This window comes from Nonomuraea sp. NPDC049141 (genome assembly GCF_040648415.1).
GTDB lineage: Bacteria > Actinomycetota > Actinomycetes > Streptosporangiales > Streptosporangiaceae > Nonomuraea.
This window is the reverse complement of sequence record NZ_JBEZDR010000018.1, coordinates 21687-40478: the sequence shown is the minus strand read 5'-3', so window position 1 is coordinate 40478 and position 18792 is coordinate 21687. Positions and strand designations below refer to the sequence as shown.

General features: G+C 72.1%; 18 protein-coding genes. 14 read left to right on the top strand and 4 right to left on the bottom strand.

The features are described from left to right. Positions 1–79: 79 nt before the first annotated feature. The 6 genes from AB0B91_RS42770 to AB0B91_RS42745 are packed head-to-tail and all read left to right on the top strand — an operon-like array spanning position 80 to position 6299. Positions 80–865 (top strand): hypothetical protein, encoded by a 786-nt coding sequence (locus tag AB0B91_RS42770; protein ID WP_358333063.1) that lies wholly within the window; start codon positions 80–82, stop codon positions 863–865. After that, on the top strand, positions 865–2583 hold the full coding sequence (locus tag AB0B91_RS42765; RefSeq protein ID WP_358333059.1) for a peptidoglycan-binding protein: 1719 nt from the start codon (positions 865–867) through the stop codon (positions 2581–2583). The genes AB0B91_RS42770 and AB0B91_RS42765 overlap by 1 nt, the downstream gene beginning before the upstream one ends. Further along, positions 2576–3250: an ABC transporter ATP-binding protein gene (locus AB0B91_RS42760; RefSeq protein WP_358333056.1), complete on the top strand. Its 675-nt coding sequence runs from the start codon at positions 2576–2578 to the stop codon at positions 3248–3250. Before AB0B91_RS42765 ends, AB0B91_RS42760 begins: the two co-directional genes overlap by 8 nt. Before the next feature lie 2 nt (positions 3251–3252). Further along, entirely contained in the window at positions 3253–4428 is a 1176-nt protein-coding gene (locus tag AB0B91_RS42755; RefSeq protein WP_358333054.1) for an ABC transporter permease, read from the top strand. Positions 4429–4443: 15 nt separating this feature from the next. Next, positions 4444–5115, top strand: coding sequence for a two-component system response regulator CseB (cseB, locus tag AB0B91_RS42750; protein WP_358333051.1), 672 nt, complete (start codon positions 4444–4446; stop codon positions 5113–5115). Then, positions 5112–6299 (top strand): HAMP domain-containing sensor histidine kinase, encoded by a 1188-nt coding sequence (locus AB0B91_RS42745; RefSeq protein WP_358333048.1) that lies wholly within the window; start codon positions 5112–5114, stop codon positions 6297–6299. Before cseB ends, AB0B91_RS42745 begins: the two co-directional genes overlap by 4 nt. On the opposite strand, the gene AB0B91_RS42740 is transcribed toward AB0B91_RS42745, so the two are convergent. Next, positions 6250–7401, bottom strand: coding sequence for an acyltransferase (locus tag AB0B91_RS42740; RefSeq protein ID WP_358333045.1), 1152 nt, complete (start codon positions 7399–7401; stop codon positions 6250–6252). The genes AB0B91_RS42745 and AB0B91_RS42740 overlap by 50 nt on opposite strands. A 156-nt stretch (positions 7402–7557) precedes the next feature. Here AB0B91_RS42740 and AB0B91_RS42735 point away from each other — a divergent pair, with 156 nt between their 5' ends. The 6 genes from AB0B91_RS42735 (at position 7558) to AB0B91_RS42710 (ending at position 13980) form a co-directional block, all read left to right on the top strand. Continuing rightward, positions 7558–8265 (top strand): TetR/AcrR family transcriptional regulator, encoded by a 708-nt coding sequence (locus AB0B91_RS42735; RefSeq protein ID WP_358333042.1) that lies wholly within the window; start codon positions 7558–7560, stop codon positions 8263–8265. Beyond that, positions 8262–9644 carry an MFS transporter gene (locus AB0B91_RS42730; protein ID WP_358333039.1) on the top strand — a complete coding sequence of 461 codons (1383 nt, stop codon included), beginning with the start codon at positions 8262–8264 and terminating at the stop codon, positions 9642–9644. Before AB0B91_RS42735 ends, AB0B91_RS42730 begins: the two co-directional genes overlap by 4 nt. A 71-nt stretch (positions 9645–9715) precedes the next feature. Further along, positions 9716–11527 carry an alpha/beta fold hydrolase gene (locus tag AB0B91_RS42725; RefSeq protein ID WP_358333036.1) on the top strand — a complete coding sequence of 604 codons (1812 nt, stop codon included), beginning with the start codon at positions 9716–9718 and terminating at the stop codon, positions 11525–11527. A gap of 12 nt (positions 11528–11539) precedes the next feature. Further along, complete coding sequence (locus AB0B91_RS42720) at positions 11540–12160, top strand: class I SAM-dependent methyltransferase (protein ID WP_358333033.1); 621 nt, start codon at positions 11540–11542, stop codon at positions 12158–12160. Between the two features lie 54 nt (positions 12161–12214). Continuing rightward, the gene (locus AB0B91_RS42715) at positions 12215–12772 is read left to right on the top strand and encodes a sigma-70 family RNA polymerase sigma factor (RefSeq protein WP_358333030.1); all 558 of its coding nucleotides are present in this window, start codon (positions 12215–12217) and stop codon (positions 12770–12772) included. 29 nt (positions 12773–12801) lie between these two features. Further along, a complete protein-coding gene (locus tag AB0B91_RS42710; RefSeq protein ID WP_358333027.1) occupies positions 12802–13980 on the top strand; it encodes a CU044_5270 family protein in 1179 nt (392 codons plus the stop codon). A 13-nt stretch (positions 13981–13993) separates the two neighbouring features. Here AB0B91_RS42710 and AB0B91_RS42705 read toward each other — a convergent pair whose 3' ends face one another. The 3 genes from AB0B91_RS42705 to AB0B91_RS42695 all read right to left on the bottom strand — a co-directional run bounded on the left by AB0B91_RS42705 (position 13994) and on the right by AB0B91_RS42695 (position 17172). Then, positions 13994–14869 carry an NAD(P)-dependent oxidoreductase gene (locus tag AB0B91_RS42705; protein ID WP_358333024.1) on the bottom strand — a complete coding sequence of 292 codons (876 nt, stop codon included), beginning with the start codon at positions 14867–14869 and terminating at the stop codon, positions 13994–13996. Between the two features lie 231 nt (positions 14870–15100). Beyond that, on the bottom strand, positions 15101–15784 hold the full coding sequence (locus AB0B91_RS42700) for a response regulator transcription factor (RefSeq protein ID WP_358333022.1): 684 nt from the start codon (positions 15782–15784) through the stop codon (positions 15101–15103). Between the two features lie 56 nt (positions 15785–15840). Next, the gene (locus AB0B91_RS42695; RefSeq protein ID WP_358333019.1) at positions 15841–17172 is read right to left on the bottom strand and encodes a sensor histidine kinase; all 1332 of its coding nucleotides are present in this window, start codon (positions 17170–17172) and stop codon (positions 15841–15843) included. A gap of 213 nt (positions 17173–17385) precedes the next feature. Here AB0B91_RS42695 and AB0B91_RS42690 point away from each other — a divergent pair, with 213 nt between their 5' ends. Next, positions 17386–18162: an ABC transporter permease gene (locus tag AB0B91_RS42690; protein WP_358333016.1), complete on the top strand. Its 777-nt coding sequence runs from the start codon at positions 17386–17388 to the stop codon at positions 18160–18162. Positions 18163–18246: 84 nt separating this feature from the next. Beyond that, positions 18247–18792 (top strand): dihydrofolate reductase family protein, encoded by a 546-nt coding sequence (locus AB0B91_RS42685; protein ID WP_358333013.1) that lies wholly within the window; start codon positions 18247–18249, stop codon positions 18790–18792.

Genomic DNA, 18792 nt, shown 5'->3' with positions numbered 1-18792 from the left:
ACAGAGCTGCGGAACAAGGGCTCCAGAGTGGCCACGGCGTGCTCAAGAGCGGCGTGATCCCACCGAGAAGGAGACTTTGATGCGTGTGTTGATGTGCGGTCTGCTCGGCCTGGCGGTGCTGGCCGGCTGCGGAGGCGCCCCGGCCCCCGCCGCCGGTAACGGCGGTGCCACGGTGGACAAGGCCCGCGAACGGGAGACCGTCATCGCCACCTGCATGAAGCAGAAGGGTTTCTCCTACACCCCCTCGGTCAGCCTCCCCAAGAAGTCCGACGCGAACCCCGCCGACTACGCCGCGATGAAAGCGGACCGCGCCAAGAACGGCTTCGGTGTCTTCTCCGCCGTCGTCTATCCGAAGCCGCCGGAGACGCAGGCACCGGACCCCAACCAGGCGACGATCGACGGCCTGTCCGGCGCCAAGCGGGATGCCTATCTCAAGACACTGAACGAGTGCCGGGTCGCCGCGCTCCGGCAGGTGAACGGCCTGAAAGTCACCTCGGTCGCCGACTACCAGGACCAGATGAGCACGGAGATCGAGAACATCGACAAGACTCTCGACGGCGACCCCAAGCTCCTGGAGCTCGCCGCGCCGTTCGCCGAATGCCTGAAGTCCAAAGGCGAGCGGGTGACCTCCGAGAAGCCGGTCGCGCTGGACGCCCGCGGCGTGACGCTGTGGAGCGAGCAGTCCGAGCGGCTCGGCAAGGCCGGCACGGTCACGGCGGAGGTGGCCAGGCCGTACCTCGCCAGGGAGATCAAGTCGGCGCTGGTCGACCTGGACTGCGGCAAGGACTTCTACGCCGCCTTCATCCCCCTGCAGAAGCGGCTCACCAACGAGGCCAGGGTGAAGTACGGGTTCCAAGAGCGGTGATGCGTACCCCTCGCGGCAAGCTGCTGCTCGTCCTGGCCGTGGTCCTGGTGGTCGCGGGGACCGGCTGGGGAGTGGGCACCCTGCTGCGCTCCCCGGCGGACGAGGCGGCGGCCCGCAAGCCGCCCAGACCATCGCTGGTCACCGCCACCGTCGAGCGGCGCGAGCTGGTCGCCACCGTGGTGGTCAGCGGCACGCTGGAGTACGGCTCGCCGTATCCGGTGTCGCTGGCCGGGGTGGTGGGCGGGGGCGAGAGCGCTCAGCGTGCCACCCGCGCTCCCCGGCGGGGCACCCTCGCGGAGGGCGCGGTGATGATGGAGGTGAACGGGCGCCCGGTGTTCGTCTTCGCCGGCACGGTGCCGATGCACCGCGGCATCGTGCCCGGCGCCAAGGGAAACGATGTCCGGCAGTTGCAGAAGGCGCTGCGCAGGCTCGGCTACCGCGCGCCCGTGACCAGCGTGTTCGACCGGGCGACCAGTGCCGCGGTGTCACGCTTCTACGCCAAGCGCGGCTACGAGGCGCAACGACCCACCTTGGAACAGCGGCAGCAGCGCGACGAGCTGGGCCGGGCCGTACGGACCGCGCAGGAAGTGCTCGCGACCGAGCGTCAGGCCCTTGACCAGGGCAAGGATGTGCTCCCGCTGAAGGCCAAGCTCGCCAACGCCCGGCAGGACCTGAAGGAGGCCGACCAGGCGTTGAAGAGCACGCGGGCACAGGAGACCACCACCGAGGACGAGGCCAAGGTCGAGGCCGCCGAGAGCGCCGTACGGGCGGCCGAGGAGAAACTGCTGGCGGCCGAGCAGGAGCTCGCCCAGGCCACCGCGACACCCACCCCGGCGGCGCCCACCACCGCGTCCAGCCCCAGCCCCACCGCGGCTCCCACGGCCGGGCCGCCGGCCGACACCCGCCTGCTCGAACTCCGGGTCGCCAACGCCAGAGCGGACCTGGCCGCCGCCAGGTCGGCGCAGGAGCGCGTACAGGAGGAAACCCGGATCACGCGGGCGAAACGACTGACCGAGCTGAGGAAGAACGTCCGGGTGGCGCGCGAGGCCGCCGTCACCGCCGAGCAGGCGCTCAGGCAGGCCAGACAGCTTTCGCCGGTCAAACTGAAGGTGGCCGACGCCGAGCGTGACCTGGCCGCGGCGCGGGCGCTGCTGGCCGAGTTCTCCCGGACCTACGGCACGACCGTCCCGCCGGGGGAGGTCGTCTTCCTGCCCAAGCTGCCCGCCCGCCTGCACAAGCCGACCGTCAAGGCGGGCGAGCTGGTGGACAAGTCGATCGCCACGGTGACCAGCTCCGCCTTCGTGGTCTCGGGCTCGGTGGACGTGGCCGAGGCCGAGCGGGTGAAGGCGGGTCTGGGCGCGAGCATCGAGACCGAGGCCGGCAAGACCGTCTCTGGCACGGTGACCTCGCTCGGCGGACGCGACGCCAAGGGCGCCGTGCCGGTGACGATCACGCCCGCCTCGATGAAAGGCCTGAAGAAGCTGGCCGGCGCGCCTGTCACGGTTCGCGTGACCATCGGCGCCACCGACCGGGAGGTGCTCGTGGTCCCCGCCGCGGCGGTCGTCACCGCCGTTGACGGCAAGGCCCGGGTGCAGGTGGAGATCGCGCCCGACCGGACGAAGGAGGTCGAGGTACGCACCGGCCTGTCCGCCGACGGAGCCGTGGAGGTGACCGGCGACCTCAAGCCGGGCGACCAGGTGGTGATCAACAATGCCTGAGCCGGTCATCCTGCTCGACGACCTGACCAAGGAGTTCCCCGCCGATCCTCCCGTCAGGGCACTCTCCGCTATCAACCTAAGAGTTGAAAAATCGGACTACGTGGCCATCGTTGGCCCTTCGGGGTCGGGGAAGTCCACCCTGCTCAACACGCTCGGCCTGCTGGACCGGCCGACCAGCGGCAGCTACCGGCTCGACGGCATCGAGACCGTCAGCCTGAAGGACAGCGTACGGACCACCATCCGCGGCAGCCGGATCGGCTTCGTCTTCCAGTCCTTCCACCTGCTGCCGCACCGCAGCGTGCTGGAGAACGTCATGCTGGCCGAGGTCTACGGCGCGGCACCGCGCGCGGGACGCCGCGAACGCGCGCTTCGGGCTCTGGAGCGGGTACGGCTCTCGCACCGGGTGGGCTTCCTGCCCGGAAAGCTGTCCGGCGGTGAGCGGCAGCGCGCCGCCATCGCCCGCGCGCTCATGGGCGAACCGTCGCTGCTGCTGTGCGACGAACCCACCGGCAACCTCGACAGCAAGAACACCGACGCGGTGCTCGACCTGTTCGACGACCTGCGCGCCCAGGGGATGACCATCGTGGTCATCACTCATGAAACCGACGTGAGCGATCGGGCCGGGCGCCGGGTGCGCATCACCGACGGCGTACTCACCGAGGAGTAGACGTGCACCCTCGCGATCTGCTGAACGAGGCCGTGGCGGGTCTGCTGGCCCGCCCGGTGCGCTCGGCGCTGACCACGCTGGGCACCGTGCTGGGCATCTCCACGCTCGTGGTCACCCTGGGCATCGCCGCGACGGCGGGCAACCAGATCGTCGGCCGCTTCGACGAGCTCACCGCCACCTCCATCACGGTCGACGTCCCGGACCACCCGTTCCCCCTGGTCGACTGGGCCGACGTCAGCCGGGTGAGCCGGCTGCGCGGGGTGGTCTCCGCCGCCGCGCTCGCCGAGTCGGAGCAGAGCGCCAACCTCAGCGTCCGCTCCAACGACATCGTGGACCCGACCCGGATCACCACCCAGACCCTGACCGTGCTCTCCAGCAGCCCCGGCCTGCCCGCCGCGGTCAAAGGCAGGATGATCGAGGGCCGCTACTTCGACGCCGGGCACATCGCCCGCGGGGACAAGGTCGTCGTGCTGGGCCAGCACGCGGCCAAGTTGCTGGGCATCACCCGGCTGACCAGGGCCCCGGCCGTCTTCATCGGCACCCAGGCGTACACCGTCATCGGCGTGCTCGGCGACCCGCAGCGCGAAAAGAGCCTCGCGAGCGCGGTCCTGCTGCCACCGGCCGTCGGCGAGCGCTATGGCCTGGGCACCGTGACCCGGGTCCTGGTCAACACCGGCCTCGGCGCCGCCGAACTGATCGCCAAGCAGGCGCCGGCCGCGCTCAGCCCAGGCAACGAGGCCCTCCTGCAGGTCAGCTCGCCACCCAGCCCCACCAGAGCACGCGATGCGGTGGAAGGCGACGTCAACGCCCTCTTCCTGATCCTCGGGCTGGTCTCCCTGGTCGTCGGCGCGGTCGGCATCGCCAACGTCACGCTGGTGACCGTGATGGAGCGCGTCGCCGAGATCGGCCTGCGCCGCGCCCTCGGCGCCGCCCGCCGCCACATCGCCGCGCAGTTCCTGCTGGAATCCACCCTCACCGGGCTGACCGGCGGCGTCATCGGCGCTTCCGGGGGGATCGTGGTGATCGTCGCGGTCTGCGCCGTCAAGCAATGGACTCCGGTCATGGATGTACGGCTGGCCGTCATGGCGCCGGCCGCCGGTGCCGTCGTCGGGCTGCTCGCCGGCCTGTACCCGGCTTTGAGGGCCGCTCGCATGGAGCCGGTCACCGCACTTCGCTAGGTATGGTGCACTTTCATGACATCCCTGCTGCTCGTCGAGGACGACGCGGTGATCCGCGCGTCGGTGGGTCTGGCTCTGGAACGCTACGGCTACCACATGACCACCGCCGCTGACGGGCTGGCCGGCCTGGAGGCCGCTCAAGCGGGTGGTCACGACCTGCTGCTGCTGGATGTGATGCTGCCGGGCCTGGACGGCATCAGCGTGTGCCGCAGGATCAGGGAGACCAGTCAGGTGCCGATCCTCATGATGTCGGCCCGCGGTGACGGCCTGGACATCGTCGCGGGGCTGGAGGGCGGTGCCGACGACTACGTCGTCAAACCGGTCGACCTGCCGGTGCTGGTGGCCAGGATCCGCTCGCTGCTGCGCAGAGCCACCTTCGCCGAAACCACAGCCGTGAGTGGGGTGCTCACCTTCGGCGAGCTGAGCGTCGACACCGGCGCGCTGGAGGTACGTCGGGCCGGGCGACGTGTCGAGCTGAGCCCGACCGAGCTGCGGCTGCTGCTGGAGTTCGCCGCCCATCCCGGCATCGTGCTGGAACGGGCGACGCTGCTGCGCACCGTGTGGGACTACGGATGGGACGGCGACAGCCGCGTGGTCGACCTGTGCGTTCAGCGCCTGCGCAAGAAGATCGGCGCCGAGCGCATCGAGACGGTGCGCGGGTTCGGTTACAAGCTGAGTGCCACATGAATCCGGCTTCGCTGCGCTGGAAGATCGCCGCCCTCGTCACACTCGCGGCCACCGTCGTCGCCGCCGTGGTCGGGCTCCTGGTGCACCAGGCGACCTGGCAGCGCGCCCTGGACCTGGGCAAGGCCCGAGCCGAGGTGGCCATCGACAAGTCACCGGCCTCCGCCGACGTGGTGGCGGTCACGGAACTCCCTGACGCCCTGGCCGCCCAGCTGCGGCCCGGCCGGACGGTGACCTGGTACGGGCTCGACCACCGGGACGAGCCGTGGATGTGGGCCGCCAAGCCGTACGGCAGCGACGGCCGCGAGGCGGTGAGCGCGCAGATCTCGATGGGCTCGGAGCTGCTCAGCCTGTACGCGCTGGACCGCGACATGGTCAAGGCCGCACTGCTCGCCCTGGCCGGGGTGGTGCCGCTGTCGGTGCTGGCCGCCGAACTCCCGAACCGGCGGCTGCGGCGCATGGCCCGCACCGCCCGCCAGATCGCCGACGGCGACCTGGCCGCCCGCACCGATGCGCGCGGCCGGGACGAGATCGCCGAGATCGGCGCCGGCCTCAACTCCATGGCCGCCGGCCTGCAACGGCGGCTGCTGGCCGAGCAGCGCTTCACGGCCGACGTCGCGCACGATCTGCGTACCCCGCTGATGGGCCTGGTCACCGTCGTCGAACTACTGGAGGAGGGCGAGGCGGCCGACCTGGTACGCGACCGGGTACGGGTGCTGCGCTCGCTGGTGGAGGACCTGCTGGAAGTCTCCAGGCTGGACGCGGGCGCCGAGGTCGCCGAGCGGGTCCGGGTGCCACTGGCCGAGGTGGCCGAGGAGTCCGCGGCCCGGGTGGGGGTCGAGGCGCGGGTGCTGGCTTCGGGGGACGCGGTGGCCGAGACGGACCCGCGCCGCCTGGACCGGATCCTCGCCAACCTCGTGCTCAACGCCCACCGCCACGGTGCGCCCCCGGTGGAGATCACGGTCCGGGACCACGTGATCGAGATCCGCGACCGGGGGCCGGGCTTCCCTCCGGAGCTGCTCGCCGACGGCCCGAGACGCTTCCGCACGGGTGCCGCCGAACGCGGTCGCGGTCACGGCCTCGGGCTGACGATCGCGCTGGGGCAGGCCCAGGTCATCGGCGCCGACCTGACCCTGGTCAACGCCCCCGACGGCGCTGTCGCCGTCCTCCGCCTGCCGTCGGGCTGACATCCCGCTCGTACGTACGGACCACTGCCCAGCACCCCAGCAGCACCACCGCGAACACCGGCAGCCAGACCAGCCGGACCAACACCCACCCGAACCCGTCGGGAGCGGTGTGCAGACCGGGCAGCGCGTCCCCCACGAACAGCCCGGCCACCGTGACCACGATCATCGCGGTCTGGTGCCACAGGAAGATCGTCATCGCCGACAGGTTCACCAGCGCCACCGCCGCCCAGACCGCCGGACGCCGCGAAACCCGCCGCAGCGGGTCGAGCAGCAGCAGAGCCGCCCCGCACTGGGCCAGCCCGAAGGCGACGACCGCCAGGGTAGGCGGGTCGAGATTGGAGATCGGGGCGCCGGGCACCCCGACCATGGCGGCCGGGTATCCGGCCCACAGGACGAGCCCGGCCGAGGTGGCGGCGCCGCCCAGCAGCAGTGCCCATCCGGTCCCGCGGTCGCGCAGGTCGCCTCGGGCCCAGGCCGCGCCCAGGCAGTACGGGACCAGCCAGCCGGCCACCACGTTGACCCGGCCGAGCCAGGCGGGGCCGCCCAGACCGTACACGATCAGATCCACGAGCAGGACGACGGCGAACGGCCACAGCGGGTGCAGCCTGGCGACCAGCGGCGTCACCGCCGTCAGCGCCGCGAACACCAGCAGGAACCACAGCGGCGACAGCACCAGCTTCACCAGCGCGCCCACGGTCTCCAGGCTGACCCCGGCGGCCAGCAGCGCGACCGCCACCACGGCCCACACCACCAGCACCGCGCCGATGGGCCGGGACAGCCGGGCCATCCGCCCGCCGAGCCACTGCCCGTACGTCATGCCACGGGCGCGGGCGGAGGCGTAACCCTTGGCCCCCATCTGCCCGCCCACCAGGAAGAACACCGCCAACGTCTGGAACACCCAGGAAACAGGAGCGAGCTGGGGCAGGTGCTTGAGCGGACTGGCCACGCGCACCGTACCGTCGTCGCCGACGACCACGGCGGTCACCAGCCAGTGGCCGAGCACCACCCCCAGGATGGCCAGAGCACGCAGCGCGTCGACGGCCCGGTCGCGGGCGGGCGGGGTCGCCGCCTCGATCCGCCGGATGAGCTGGGGGAATGCCATGGCGGATGGGTCCTTCCGGATGCCGGTGGTTGCGGCACCGAAGCTACGGATCCCACCCTGTGGTCGGCCTCCCGCCGGAGAGTGCACCTTTCGCGTAGCTCTGAAGTATGAGATCGGGGCGTAGACAGTGTCTACGCGAGCTGGTAGACACTGTCTATGGATCTTCGAGACCGGCTGATCGACGCCGGAGTGGACCTCGTGATGACCGACGGAGCCGCCTCGCTGGGGCTGCGGGAGATCGCCCGCCGGGCGGGGGTGTCGCACGGGGCTCCGCGCCGTTACTTCCCCACGCATCACGCGCTGCTGTCCGCGATCGCTCGCCGCGGATTCGCCGACCTCACGGCCCGGTTCGTGGCGGCGGCCGACGGCGAGGTGGCGCCGCGCGATCAGTTGCGGGCGCTGGCGCGGGTGTACGTCGGGTACGCGCTGGAGTGCCGCGGCATGTTCGAGTTGATGTTCCGGCACGACCTGCTCGACAGCGAACAGCACTCCGCCGACTCTCCGCGGCTTCGGGAGTCGACCCTGCCGCTGTTCGAGCACGTCGTCGCCCTCGTCACCCGGCACCAGTCGGAGCGAGGCGCCACCCACCGCCCCGGCCCGCACGGCGGGACCGGCCCGCACGGTGAGGTCGGGCCTCGCGGTGAGGCTGGGCCGCCGCCGGAAGTGACGGCCGCCGCCCTCTGGGCGAACCTGCACGGTGTCGCCCAGCTATGGGCCTGGGGCAGTCTGCCGCTCGCCCTCGCTGCCCCGCCACCGGGCGACGCGCCTGGTGGCGGCGCATCCGGCGACGCGCCTGGTAGTGACCCTCTCGACGAGCTGGTGGCGGCGGCCCTGGACGCGCACCTCGGCCCGGTGGGCTCGTGACCGCGTCCGTACGGCATCGCCTGGCGCTCCTGGCCACTGCGGGCGGCGCGATGATCGTCGCGCTGGACGGCACAGTCTTGATCGTGGCGCAGCCCAGCCTGCAACGCGGCCTGGGCGCGAGCATGGCGCAGGTCCAGTGGACCAACACCGCCTACCTGCTCGCGGTGGCCGCGCTGCTCGTCATCGCCGGGCGCCTCGGCGACCGGTACGGGCACCGGCGGCTGCTGTTCGCCGGCGTGCTCGGCTTCGCCGTCGCGTCGGCCGGCATCGCGCTGGCGCCCGGAGTCGGCTGGGTGATCGCCCTGCGTGCCGTGCAGGGTGTGTTCGGCGCGCTCCTGCAGCCGGCCACGCTCGCCCTGCTGCGGCTGGCCTACCCGGCCGAGCGGCTGGGCCGGGCGATCGCCGTTCGTACCAGCGCCATCGGCGTGGCCGCGGCGACCGGCCCACTGCTCGGCGGCGTAATCGTCACCCAGTTGGGCTGGCGGGCCGTGTTCGTGGTCAACATCCCCATCGCCCTGGCGATCGCCGCGCTCACCCTCGCCGTACGGGTGCCGGCGCCGGACCGCGCCGGCTCCCAGCGACTCGACCTCACCGGCGCGGCGCTGCTCGCGGGCACGCTCGCGCTGCTGGTGCACACTCTGGTCGCCCTGCCGGCCCGCGGATGGACCGCGCCGACGCTGCTCGAACTCACCGCCACGGCGGCCGTCGCCACCGCGCTCGTCGTGCGCGAACGCCGCGGCGCGCAGCCGATCGTGCCGCCCGCCGTGGCCCGGTCCCTACCGGTGGTCGCGTCGATGGCGATCCTGCTCCTGGTCACCGGTGGCCTGTTCGGCGCGCTGTTCGTGGCCACGTTCTACCTCCAGGACACGCTCGGGCTGGATCCGCTCGCCGGCGGCCTGCTGGTCCTGCCGATGACCGCTCTCATGGTCGCCGGCGCGCCCGTCGCCGCCGCCGCGCTGCGCCGCTACGGCCCGCGCCGCACCGCGATCGCCGGTACGGTCCTGCTCGTCCTGGGCATCGCAGCCCTGTCCCGGCTCGGTCCGGGCGGCGTGTCGGTGGCGACCGGCGTGAGCTTCGCGGTGCTCGGCGCGGGGTTCGCCACCGTCATGGTCACCGCCACCGGCACCGTCGTCGGCGACGCGCCGCCCGGGTACGCCGGAGTCGTCGGCGGGCTCAAGCAGACCGCCATGAACATCGGCCCGACCCTCGGCATCGCCGTCGCCACCAGCGTCATGCTGATCAGTTCGCCCGCCCCCGCGATGGGACCCGCCCTGCTGGTCCTGGCCGCTCTGGCCGCCCTCGCCCTGCTGCCGGCGTCCCTGCTGCCCCGTCTCGGCTCCGGCTCTTCCGCGACGCCGGTCCCGGCGCGGGGTGACTAGGAGCCTGCTCCTAGCCGGAAATCGTACGAAGGGCGGAAGAATACCTATCGGCTGATGAAGAGGCTGGGTTGATGAACATCAGAGCGTTAGTGGTCGGCCTCGCGCTGGCAACGGCCGCCTTGCCCGCCATCCCCGCCTCCGCCGATCCCGTACACGAGTGCGCCAAGGCGGTGGGCCGCTGCGACGGCACGGTCTCGGTGCCGCTGAACTGGAACGACCCGTCCTCCGAGCGCATCACCGTCTCCTTCGCCTGGCTGCCCGCGAAGGACGGCGCGAAGGGCACGATCCTCGCCAATCCCGGCGGGCCTCTTCCCGCACTGCCGCAGATCCCGATCATCCAGCAGACGCTCGGTCCCGTGCTCGACCGGCAGAACCTGCTCGTCGTCGAACCGCGCGGGCTGGGCAAGTCGTCGCCGCTGCTGTGCCCCGGCCTCAACCTGATGGCCCCGGACACGATCACCGCGTGCGCGCGACAGCTCGGCCCCCGCGCCCAGTACTTCACCGCCGACCAGGTGGTCGCCGACATGAACGCGGTCCGGCAGGCGCTCGGCGTGCCGAAGGTCACCTTCTACGGCAACTCGTACGGCACCCTGTACGCCCAGGCGTACGCGACCCGTTACCCCGAGAGCCTGGCCGCCGCCTTCCTCGACAGCACCACGATCACCGCGCCCGACGGGTACGCGCTCTGGCCGATGCGGAGCCGCCTCGACCGGCTCGACCTGATCTGCGAGCGGTCCCGCGCCTGCCGTGCGCTGCCGGGAGACGCGAGCGGCACCTGGACCCGTCTGGTGGCCCACCTGCGGGCCGAGCCCGATGCCGAACTGCCGCTCAGCTCGCTCATCGCCATCGTGCGCAACGTGCAACAGCCGGTGTTCGGCCGGGAGTCGAGCGCCGCCGCCACCGCTTACCTGAAGGGCGACCCCGCACCGCTGCGACGGCTGGCCCGCGTGGTGAGCGGGAGTCCCCAGCAGCCCGTCGAGGGCGCCGAATGGGCGGGCTACCTGGCTCACCGCTGCGGCGACGGTTCGTTCCCCTTCGACCGGGACGCCACTGCGGCCGTGCGTGAGCGCCAGCTCGAACGCTATTTCCGCGAGGAACGCCCCCTGGCGCCGTTCACGCCCGCCGACATGGGGGTGACCGGCGCGGCGGCCCTGGAGTTCTGCGTGAACTGGCCCACGCCGCGCGACAACCCTCCGGTCCCGCCGCGGGCCACGCGCCCAGCGGTACCGGTTCTGGTGGTGGGCGGCGACTTCGACACCCAGAGCCCCGCCGAGGTCGCCCGCGCCCTGCGCACCTTCCCGAACGCCAAGGTCGTCCGGGTCCGCTATGGCGGGCACAGCCTCGCCTGGGGCGGCGGGCCGGTCAGCGATTGCGTACGTACGGGGATGCGCGCCTTCCTGTCCGACCCCGCCCATCGGGTCCCTGACCTGCGGTGCGGTGCGGAGAACTATCGTGCGGCCGGAACGTTCCCGCGATCATCGGCCGACGTCACCGCGATCCCGGCCACTGCGTTGACCGAGTCCGAGCGGCGTACCGTCTCGGCGGTCTTCGCCACGGCCGTGGACGCCACGTCCCGCCGCAATCCGTACGCGCTGCTCCACGCCAGGCTGAAGACCGAGCCGGGGCTGCGCGGTGGCCGGGTCGACTTCCACGACGAAACCGCCACCATCACCCTGGACCAGGCCCGCTTCGTCACCGACCTCCAGGCCGGCGGCGACATCCACCTCGGCCCGACCGGCCAGGCCACCGCCGCACTACGCGCGACGGGAGCCGACGGCCGCGCGCACGCCATTACGCTGACCTGGCAGGCGTTCACCGCGCAGGAGCGTCCCGCCCTTTCCGGCACCTTCGACGGCCGGCCGTTCTCGTCTCCTGGTACGTGATCTAGTAACCGTATGAGCGAGGAAACCGACCTGGTCCGGCACGGCTACAACGAGCTGTCCTACCTCTACCGGGGCGACGAGGACGACGACGGCGCATACGCCCCGTGGCTCGAAGAGCTCCATTCCCGCCTGCCGCCCCGGGCCCGCGTGCTGGATCTCGGCTGCGGCTGCGGAGTCCCCGTCTCCCGGTCGCTGGCCGCGGCCGGGCACGACGTGACGGGCGTCGACCTCAGCGACGTCCAGATCGAGCGGGCCCGCCGTCTCGTGCCCGCCGCCACCTTCGTCCGGAGCGATGCCACGGCCCTGGACCTGCCGGACGCCTCCTTCGACGCGGTCGTCTGCCTGTACACCCTCATCCACCTGCCGCTGGAGCGTCAGCCTCGGCTCATCGAGCGCGTCGCCGCCTGGCTGCGGCCCTCGGGGGTGCTTCTGGCCACCGCCGGCTGGGAGCCCTGGACCGGTACCGAGGACGGCTGGCTCGGCGGCACCGCGCCCATGTGGTGGAGCCACACCGACGTGGCCACCTACCGGTCCTGGCTGCGGGAGGCCGGGCTGGAGGTCACCTCGGAGGAGTTCGTCCCGGAAGGGGACAGCGGGCACGCCCTGTTCTGGGCCCGCAAACCGGGCGGCTGACCAGATTCCGGGTGGGTTGCGGTAATCCCGGAGCGGTTGGAGGGACTACTGGGTGTGGACGATCCTCAAGAACGATTCACCGAACTCTATGACCGGCACTACCGGAGCGTTCTGGGCTACGCGCTGCTGCGTGCCGAGCGTGACGCGGCCGAGGACGTGTCCAGCGAGACGTTCCTCGTCGCCTGGCGGCGGCTGGACGACCTGCCGGAGCCGCCGCTGCCGTGGTTGCTCGGCGTGGCGCGCAACCTGCTGGCCAAGCAGCGCGACTCGCGCCATCGGCGGCAGGCCCTGGTCGACCGGATCACGACACTGACCACCTCGCGCGAGCACGTGAGCTGGGACGTGGCCGACCACGTCATCGATCGGGAGAGCGCGCTGGCCGCGCTGTCGGCCCTGCCGGAGCAGGACGTGGAGGCGATGGTGTTCGCCACCTGGTACGGCCTGCCGCCCGAGCAGGCCGCCGCCGTCATGGGCTGTTCGGTCAGGACCTACAACGTCAGGCTCCACCGCGCGCGCAAACGGCTGGCCAACGCGCTGCGCCTGGAGCCGGGCGGCGCACGCCCTCAGGCCCGTACGGTCCGCGGCCGGTTCCAAGAGAGCTCAGAGACCTGATGTCCGCAGCACCCCACCCGGAGGATGACATGACCGACCGCTTGTTCGCCCAGCTCAAGCCCGCGGAGCTGGAGGAGATGACAGAAGAGGCCCACCGGCGGCGCCGCTCGGCCGACCTGGCCCGCGCCTTCCAGACCCCCCGTTCCGCGCGCCCATCCCCGAAGCGGTTCCGGATCCCGTTCCTGCTGGTCGCGGGCACGGCCGCGGCCGGAGTGGCCGCGGCGGCGGTGATCGTCGTGTCCGGCGAACCCGCGCCCCCGGCCACCACACCGGCCACCACGCCTTCCACCGCGCGGACCGCGATCGCGGCCAAGCCGGTGGACGCCCGCTCGTTCCTGCTCGCGGCGGCCGCGACCGCGGTGCGCGAGCCGGCCACGTCCGGCCGCTACTGGTACGTCCGCGAGCGCACCTACCAGAAGGTGCACGTCGCGCCGAGCGAGTACATGGCCGCGATGCAGGCCCTGATAGCGGAGGAGAAGCGGAAGGAGAAAGAGCTCAAGGACAAACCGGACGAGCTCGCCGCCGAGCGCAAGGACATCAGGCAGAAGATGGTCAAGCTCAAGACCTCCGAGCTGCCGTACCAGGCGTTCACCTCCGACATGGACGAATCCTGGCGCGCGATGAAGCCGGGCGAGGCCAGCCGCTTCACCCGGCACCAGGACGTGCGCGTCTCTTTCGGCTCTCCGCAGGACGAAGCCGCCTGGAAGGCCGCCGGCTCGCCCGCCCTCGCGGACAAGCCCGCCACCCGCGACGACAGCAGCGAGCGGATCCTGTCGATCGACAACCCGAGCCTGACGATGCAGAACATCTCACAGCTGCCCACCGGTCAGGACGCGATGAAGCGCCGCCTGGACACCCTGTTCAGGCAGAGCCCCTACAACACCCAGACCGGCATGACCGTCTACCTGTGGCAGACGGGCGTGGACCTGATGACCGCGCCGATCAAGCCTGGCACCCGGTCGGCCCTGTTCAAGGTGCTGGCCGACCAGAACGGCATCACCTCGCTGGGTCAGGTCACCGACGCGGTGGGGCGTACCGGGGTCGCCCTTTCGACGACAGGGGACGACGGGACCGAGTTCCGGATGATCATCAACGAGGAGACGGCCGACCTGCTGCAGTACGAGGTCGTGCAGAAGGGGCAACCGCTCCTGCGGGTGGCCCTGGAGCGGATGGGCTGGGCCGACCGCCTGGGCGACCTTCCGGCCTGACACAGGCACGGATTCATCCGGCGTCGAAGCCGGTCCGCCAGGTCGGGTGGACCGGCCGCCAGCCGAGTGTGGCGCGGGCCAGGCCATTGTCGGCGCCACGCTCCCACCCGGCGCGCCCGGCCTGCCCGTCCGGTACGGGTACGGGCGCGCCGACCGCCTTGGCCAGCGCTGGGAGCCACTCGGAGGCCGGCGCGGGCTCGTCGTCGACGATGTTGACCGGGCCGCTCGGCCAATCGAGGGCGGCGACGGCCGCCCACGCCGCGTCCGCCACGTGCACGAACGAGGTGACGGCGTCGTTGGCCACCAGCTTCCCCGGGAACCCCGCCGCCGGCTCGCCACGCAGCCTCGCCGCGGCCAGGCCGTCGGGGGAGTACCAGGTGCCCGGGCCGTAGAACATGCCGTAGCGCAGGAGGACGTGGTGTTCCAGCTCGGCCGACGCCTCCTCCAGCGCACGAACGCCACCGACCATGCCCGCCCGGGGCTCGGGCGCGCCGACGTCGAGCGGGACGCTCTCGATGGCCGGCGCGTCTCCCGGCTCGTACGCCCAGGCGATGGACTGGGCGACGATGCGGCCGACGCCCGCTTCCTTGGCGGCTTCGACGAGGTTGCGGGTGCCCACCCGGCGGATGCGGCTGTTCTCGGCGAGCGCGCCACCGCTCAGCGCGGTGAGCTGGTGGATGATCGCGTCGGGGGCCGCGTCGGCGAGCGCGCGCCGCGTGGCAGCGGCGTCGAAGACGTCCAGCCGTACGGGGGTCGCCCCCTGGGCGCGCAGTGACTCCAGGCCCGCGTCGGAGCGGGACCCTCCGGTGACCCGGTGCCCGGCGCCGATCAGCAGCGGGACGAGCAACCGGCCGACGGCGCCCGAAGCGCCCGCGACGAAGACCTGCATAAGCGAAGATTATTGCCGAACGTCCCCAGCCACGGCTCGCCGGCCCTGCCGCTCCCCACGTCGGCTCGCCATCCCCGCCGCCCCGCCCGCTCGTCAGCCCGGCCGCCCCGCACGTCGGCTCGTCAGCCCGGCCGCCCCGCACGTCGGCTCGTCAGCCCGGCCGCCCCGCACGTCGGCTCGTCAGCCCGGCCGCTCCGCGCGGACTGTCTCGGCCCGCAGGAGCGCGGCACGCTATCTCGGCCCGCGGGAGCGCGGCACGACCAGTCCGGTCTCGTACGCGGTGACGACCGCCTGCGTTCTGTCGCGTAGCCCGAGCTTGCTCAGCACCCGGCTCACATGCGTCTTGACGGTCTCCTCCGTGACCGTCAACCGCCCGGCTATCTCCGGGTTGGACAGCCCTTCGGCGATGAGCCGCAGGACCTGCGTTTCGCGGGGGGTGAGCGCGGCGGTGGAGGCAGCGTCGGGTTTCGGCCGCAGTTGGGCGAACTCGCTGATGAGGCGGCGGGTGACCGCCGGGGCCAGCAGCGCTTCGCCGGCGGCGATGACCCGTACCGCGTCGAAGAGCCGTTCAGCGGTGACGTCCTTGAGCAGGAACCCGCTGGCTCCGGCGCGCAGCGCGTCATAGACGTACTCGTCCAGGTCGAAGGTCGTCAGGATGAGGACGCGCGGCCCGGCGGTGCTGGAGCCGGCCAGTCGCCTGGTCGCTTCGATGCCGTCCATGCCCGGCATGCGGACGTCCATGAGGACGACGTCGGGGGACAGCTCGCGGCAGATCCGTACGGCCTCGGCGCCGTCGGCGGCCGTACCGACGACCTCGAAGTCCGGTTGGGTGTCGAGCAGTTCGGCGAAGCCGGTGCGGACCACCGGGTGATCGTCGGCGACGACGATCCTGACCGCTGAGGCCCGGGCGCTCATCGGGCCACCCCCCAGGGGCTGGGCACTCGTCCGGCCATCCGCCGGGGGCTGGGCGCTCACTGGGCCATCTCCTCCTTTCCCGGCAGGCGGGCCTCGACGAGGAAGCCGCCGCCTTCGGCGGGGCCGGCGCGCAACGTGCCGCCGACGGCCGCGGCGCGTTCGCGCATGCCGGACAGCCCGTGGCCGCCGCCGGGTATGGCGGTGGACAGCCCGTGACCGCCGCCGGGCGTCACGGTCGACAGCCCGGGTCCGTTGTCGCGGATGAGCAGCCGCAGGTCGTCGTCGGTGTAGTGCAGTTCCACGTCGACGGCTGCGCCGGGCGCGTGCCGCCGGGCGTTGGTGAGGGCCTCCTGGACGATGCGGTAGGCCGCGAGTTCGACACCGGGGTCGAGCGTGACCGGCGGGCCGCGGAGGATGAGGCGCGTCCCCGTCCCCGACGCGTCCCGTGACTCGTCGAGCAGCTCGTTGAGCTCCCGCAGGCGCAGGCCCGGCTGGGGCCGCCGGACCGCCGGGTCCGCCTCCGCGTCCTCGCGCAGCACGCCGAGCAGCCGCCGCATCTCGGTCAGCGCCGCCCGCGCGGTGTCGCCGATGGCGGACAGCCGCTCGGCGCCGGCGGACGGCATTCCGGGCGTGGTCAGCCGGGCGGTCTCCGCCTGTACGGCGACCATGGAGATGTGGTGGGCGACGACATCATGGAGCTCGCGGGCGATGCGGGCGCGTTCGCCGCGTGCCGTGTGCTCGATCAGGGTGTCGGCGATGGCCTGCCGCGCGGTGGTGTTGGCCAGAGCCTCGCTGCGCGCCCGCCGGGCCGTTCCGGCCAGGGCCGCCGCCGGGGTCAGGCAGGCCAGCAGCAGGATGAGAATCCGCACCTCGTTGCCTGCCGTGGAGAGGATCGACGAGCCCGCGACGACACCGGCCAGGGCTAACACCAGGTACGGCGCGGCGAGAACCAGCGCCAGCCGCTGCGAACCCGCGCGGCCGAGCCGGTATCCGGCGACCAACTGCGCGCCCGCGCCCGCCACGGTCAGCGTCTGGAAGGCCACGAGTGACAGCCCCATCATCGCGAACACGGCCACCCCGCCCCCGGTCTGGTGCCCCCGCAAGAACGCGATCGGCAGCGTGGTGGCCAGGCCGACCAGGGGGAGTATCACCAGGTACAGCGGGGCGGCGGCGTACTCGGGCGGCGGCGTACTCGCGGCGTGCCGGATCGTCGCGCCCACCGGCTCGGTGTCGACGAGCCCGATCACCTGGGCCAGTCGCGGGTTTCGGGCCTGCGCGATCGACTCGGCCACCGCGAGCAGCGCCAGCAGCACGCCCACCACGACGGGCGCGTACGGGGCCGCGGCGATCCGCCGTCCCCTGTCCGCCCATCCGCCCGCTCGCTCCACGCAGGTCATTGTTCCGGTTTGTGTGGTGCGCTGGCATCCCTCACATGGGGGACGGGAGGTCCCTCGAGTCAGTGACGGTGAAGATGGCTCGGCGGCGTGACGACCGGTGGCGGGCCGCTGCCTAGTGTGCCTTGGCATGCAAGCAACCCTGTTCCGCGGTTATGCGGCGCTCGCCCTCGGCGCGGCCATGGTCCGGTTGCGCGGGAGGGACGCATGAGACAGGAGCTCCACGCGGAGTGGACGAAGCTGCGTACCGTCGCGGGTCCCGCCTGGTTGCTGCTCGCCGTCATCGCACTGACCGCGACGATGAGCGCCGCGGCGGCCGCGGCCGTGTCCTGCCCGTCGGCGGGATGCGATCAGGACATCACCAAGCTCAGCCTCATGGGGGTCCAGGCGGGCCAGGCGGTCGTCGCCATCCTGGCCGTACTGGCGATCAGCGGCGAATACAGCACTGGCATGATCCGCACCACCCTCACCGCGATGCCGCGCCGGGTCACCCTCCTGGCCGCCAAGGCGACCATCGTCACCGGGCTGACGCTGGCCGCGGCGACCATCGCGGTGCTCGCGTCCGTACTGGCCGGACGGCTCATCCTGCCCGGCAACGGCTTCACCGCCGCACACGGCTACGCGCCGCTGTCGCCGGCCGACGGACCCACCTTGCGCGCGGCCTTCGGCTCGGTCCTCTATCTCGGGCTGATCGCCCTGCTCAGCCTCGGCGTGGCGGCCATCGTACGGGACTCGGCGGCGGCCATCGGCGTCGTGTTCGGGCTGCTCTACGTCCTGTCGATCCTGCCGTTCATGATCTACGACCCGGACTGGCAGAGGCTGCTCTGGCGGATCGCGCCGATGAGCGCCGGGCTCGCCATCCAGGCCACCACCCACCTGTCGAGCCTGCCCCTGAGCCCGTGGGCGGGGCTCGGCGTACTCGCCGCATGGGCCGCCGCCGCGCTCCTGGGCGGTGGGCTGGCGCTGCGGCTCCGCGATTCCTGAGGCCCTCTTCCGACCATTGCGGAAGTCTTGACAACTATATTTTTCGGTGGGAGGCTGAAGGCACCTCAAACAAGGAGCACAGCGATGAGAAAGATCGTGGCGGGCCTGTTCATCTCCCTGGACGGCGTCGTGGAGTCCCCCGAGAAGTGGCACTTCCCCTACTTCAACGATGAGATGGGGCAGATCGTCGGCTCGCAGATGGAGCAGGCCGACGTGATGCTGCTCGGCCGGCGGACCTACGAGGAGTTCGCCGCCCACTGGCCGCACGAGGACCCGGCGGCCAACCCGTTCGCCGACCGCATGAACAACACGCCCAAGTACGTCGTCACCACCACCCTCGACACCGCCGAGTGGCAGAACACCACGATCATCAAGGGCGACGTCGCCGCCCAGCTGACCGAGCTCAAGCAGCAGCCGGGCAAGGACATCGGCATGACCGGCAGCGCCACCCTGGTCAGGTCGCTGCTGGCCGACGGCCTGCTCGACGAGCTGCGCCTGCTGGTCCACCCGATCGTGATCGGCACCGGCAAGCGCCTGTTCGAGGAGGGCACCGGGCAGATCCCGCTCCAGCTGCTCGACTCCCAGACTCTCAGCACCGGTGTCCTGTCCCTGATCTACGGGAAGGCGTGA

Coding starts and splice junctions, on each gene's coding strand:
- AB0B91_RS42765 (WP_358333059.1), top strand. CDS start 865: ATGCGTACCCCTCGCGGCAAGCTGCTGCTCGTCCTGGCCGTGGTCCTG.
- AB0B91_RS42720 (WP_358333033.1), top strand. CDS start 11,540: ATGAGCGAGGAAACCGACCTGGTCCGGCACGGCTACAACGAGCTGTCC.
- AB0B91_RS42725 (WP_358333036.1), top strand. CDS start 9,716: ATGAACATCAGAGCGTTAGTGGTCGGCCTCGCGCTGGCAACGGCCGCC.
- AB0B91_RS42770 (WP_358333063.1), top strand. CDS start 80: ATGCGTGTGTTGATGTGCGGTCTGCTCGGCCTGGCGGTGCTGGCCGGC.
- AB0B91_RS42705 (WP_358333024.1), bottom strand. CDS start 14,869: ATGCAGGTCTTCGTCGCGGGCGCTTCGGGCGCCGTCGGCCGGTTGCTC.
- AB0B91_RS42700 (WP_358333022.1), bottom strand. CDS start 15,784: ATGAGCGCCCGGGCCTCAGCGGTCAGGATCGTCGTCGCCGACGATCAC.
- AB0B91_RS42690 (WP_358333016.1), top strand. CDS start 17,386: ATGAGACAGGAGCTCCACGCGGAGTGGACGAAGCTGCGTACCGTCGCG.
- AB0B91_RS42740 (WP_358333045.1), bottom strand. CDS start 7,401: ATGGCATTCCCCCAGCTCATCCGGCGGATCGAGGCGGCGACCCCGCCC.
- AB0B91_RS42710 (WP_358333027.1), top strand. CDS start 12,802: ATGACCGACCGCTTGTTCGCCCAGCTCAAGCCCGCGGAGCTGGAGGAG.
- AB0B91_RS42745 (WP_358333048.1), top strand. CDS start 5,112: ATGAATCCGGCTTCGCTGCGCTGGAAGATCGCCGCCCTCGTCACACTC.
- cseB (WP_358333051.1), top strand. CDS start 4,444: ATGACATCCCTGCTGCTCGTCGAGGACGACGCGGTGATCCGCGCGTCG.
- AB0B91_RS42760 (WP_358333056.1), top strand. CDS start 2,576: ATGCCTGAGCCGGTCATCCTGCTCGACGACCTGACCAAGGAGTTCCCC.
- AB0B91_RS42735 (WP_358333042.1), top strand. CDS start 7,558: ATGGATCTTCGAGACCGGCTGATCGACGCCGGAGTGGACCTCGTGATG.
- AB0B91_RS42685 (WP_358333013.1), top strand. CDS start 18,247: ATGAGAAAGATCGTGGCGGGCCTGTTCATCTCCCTGGACGGCGTCGTG.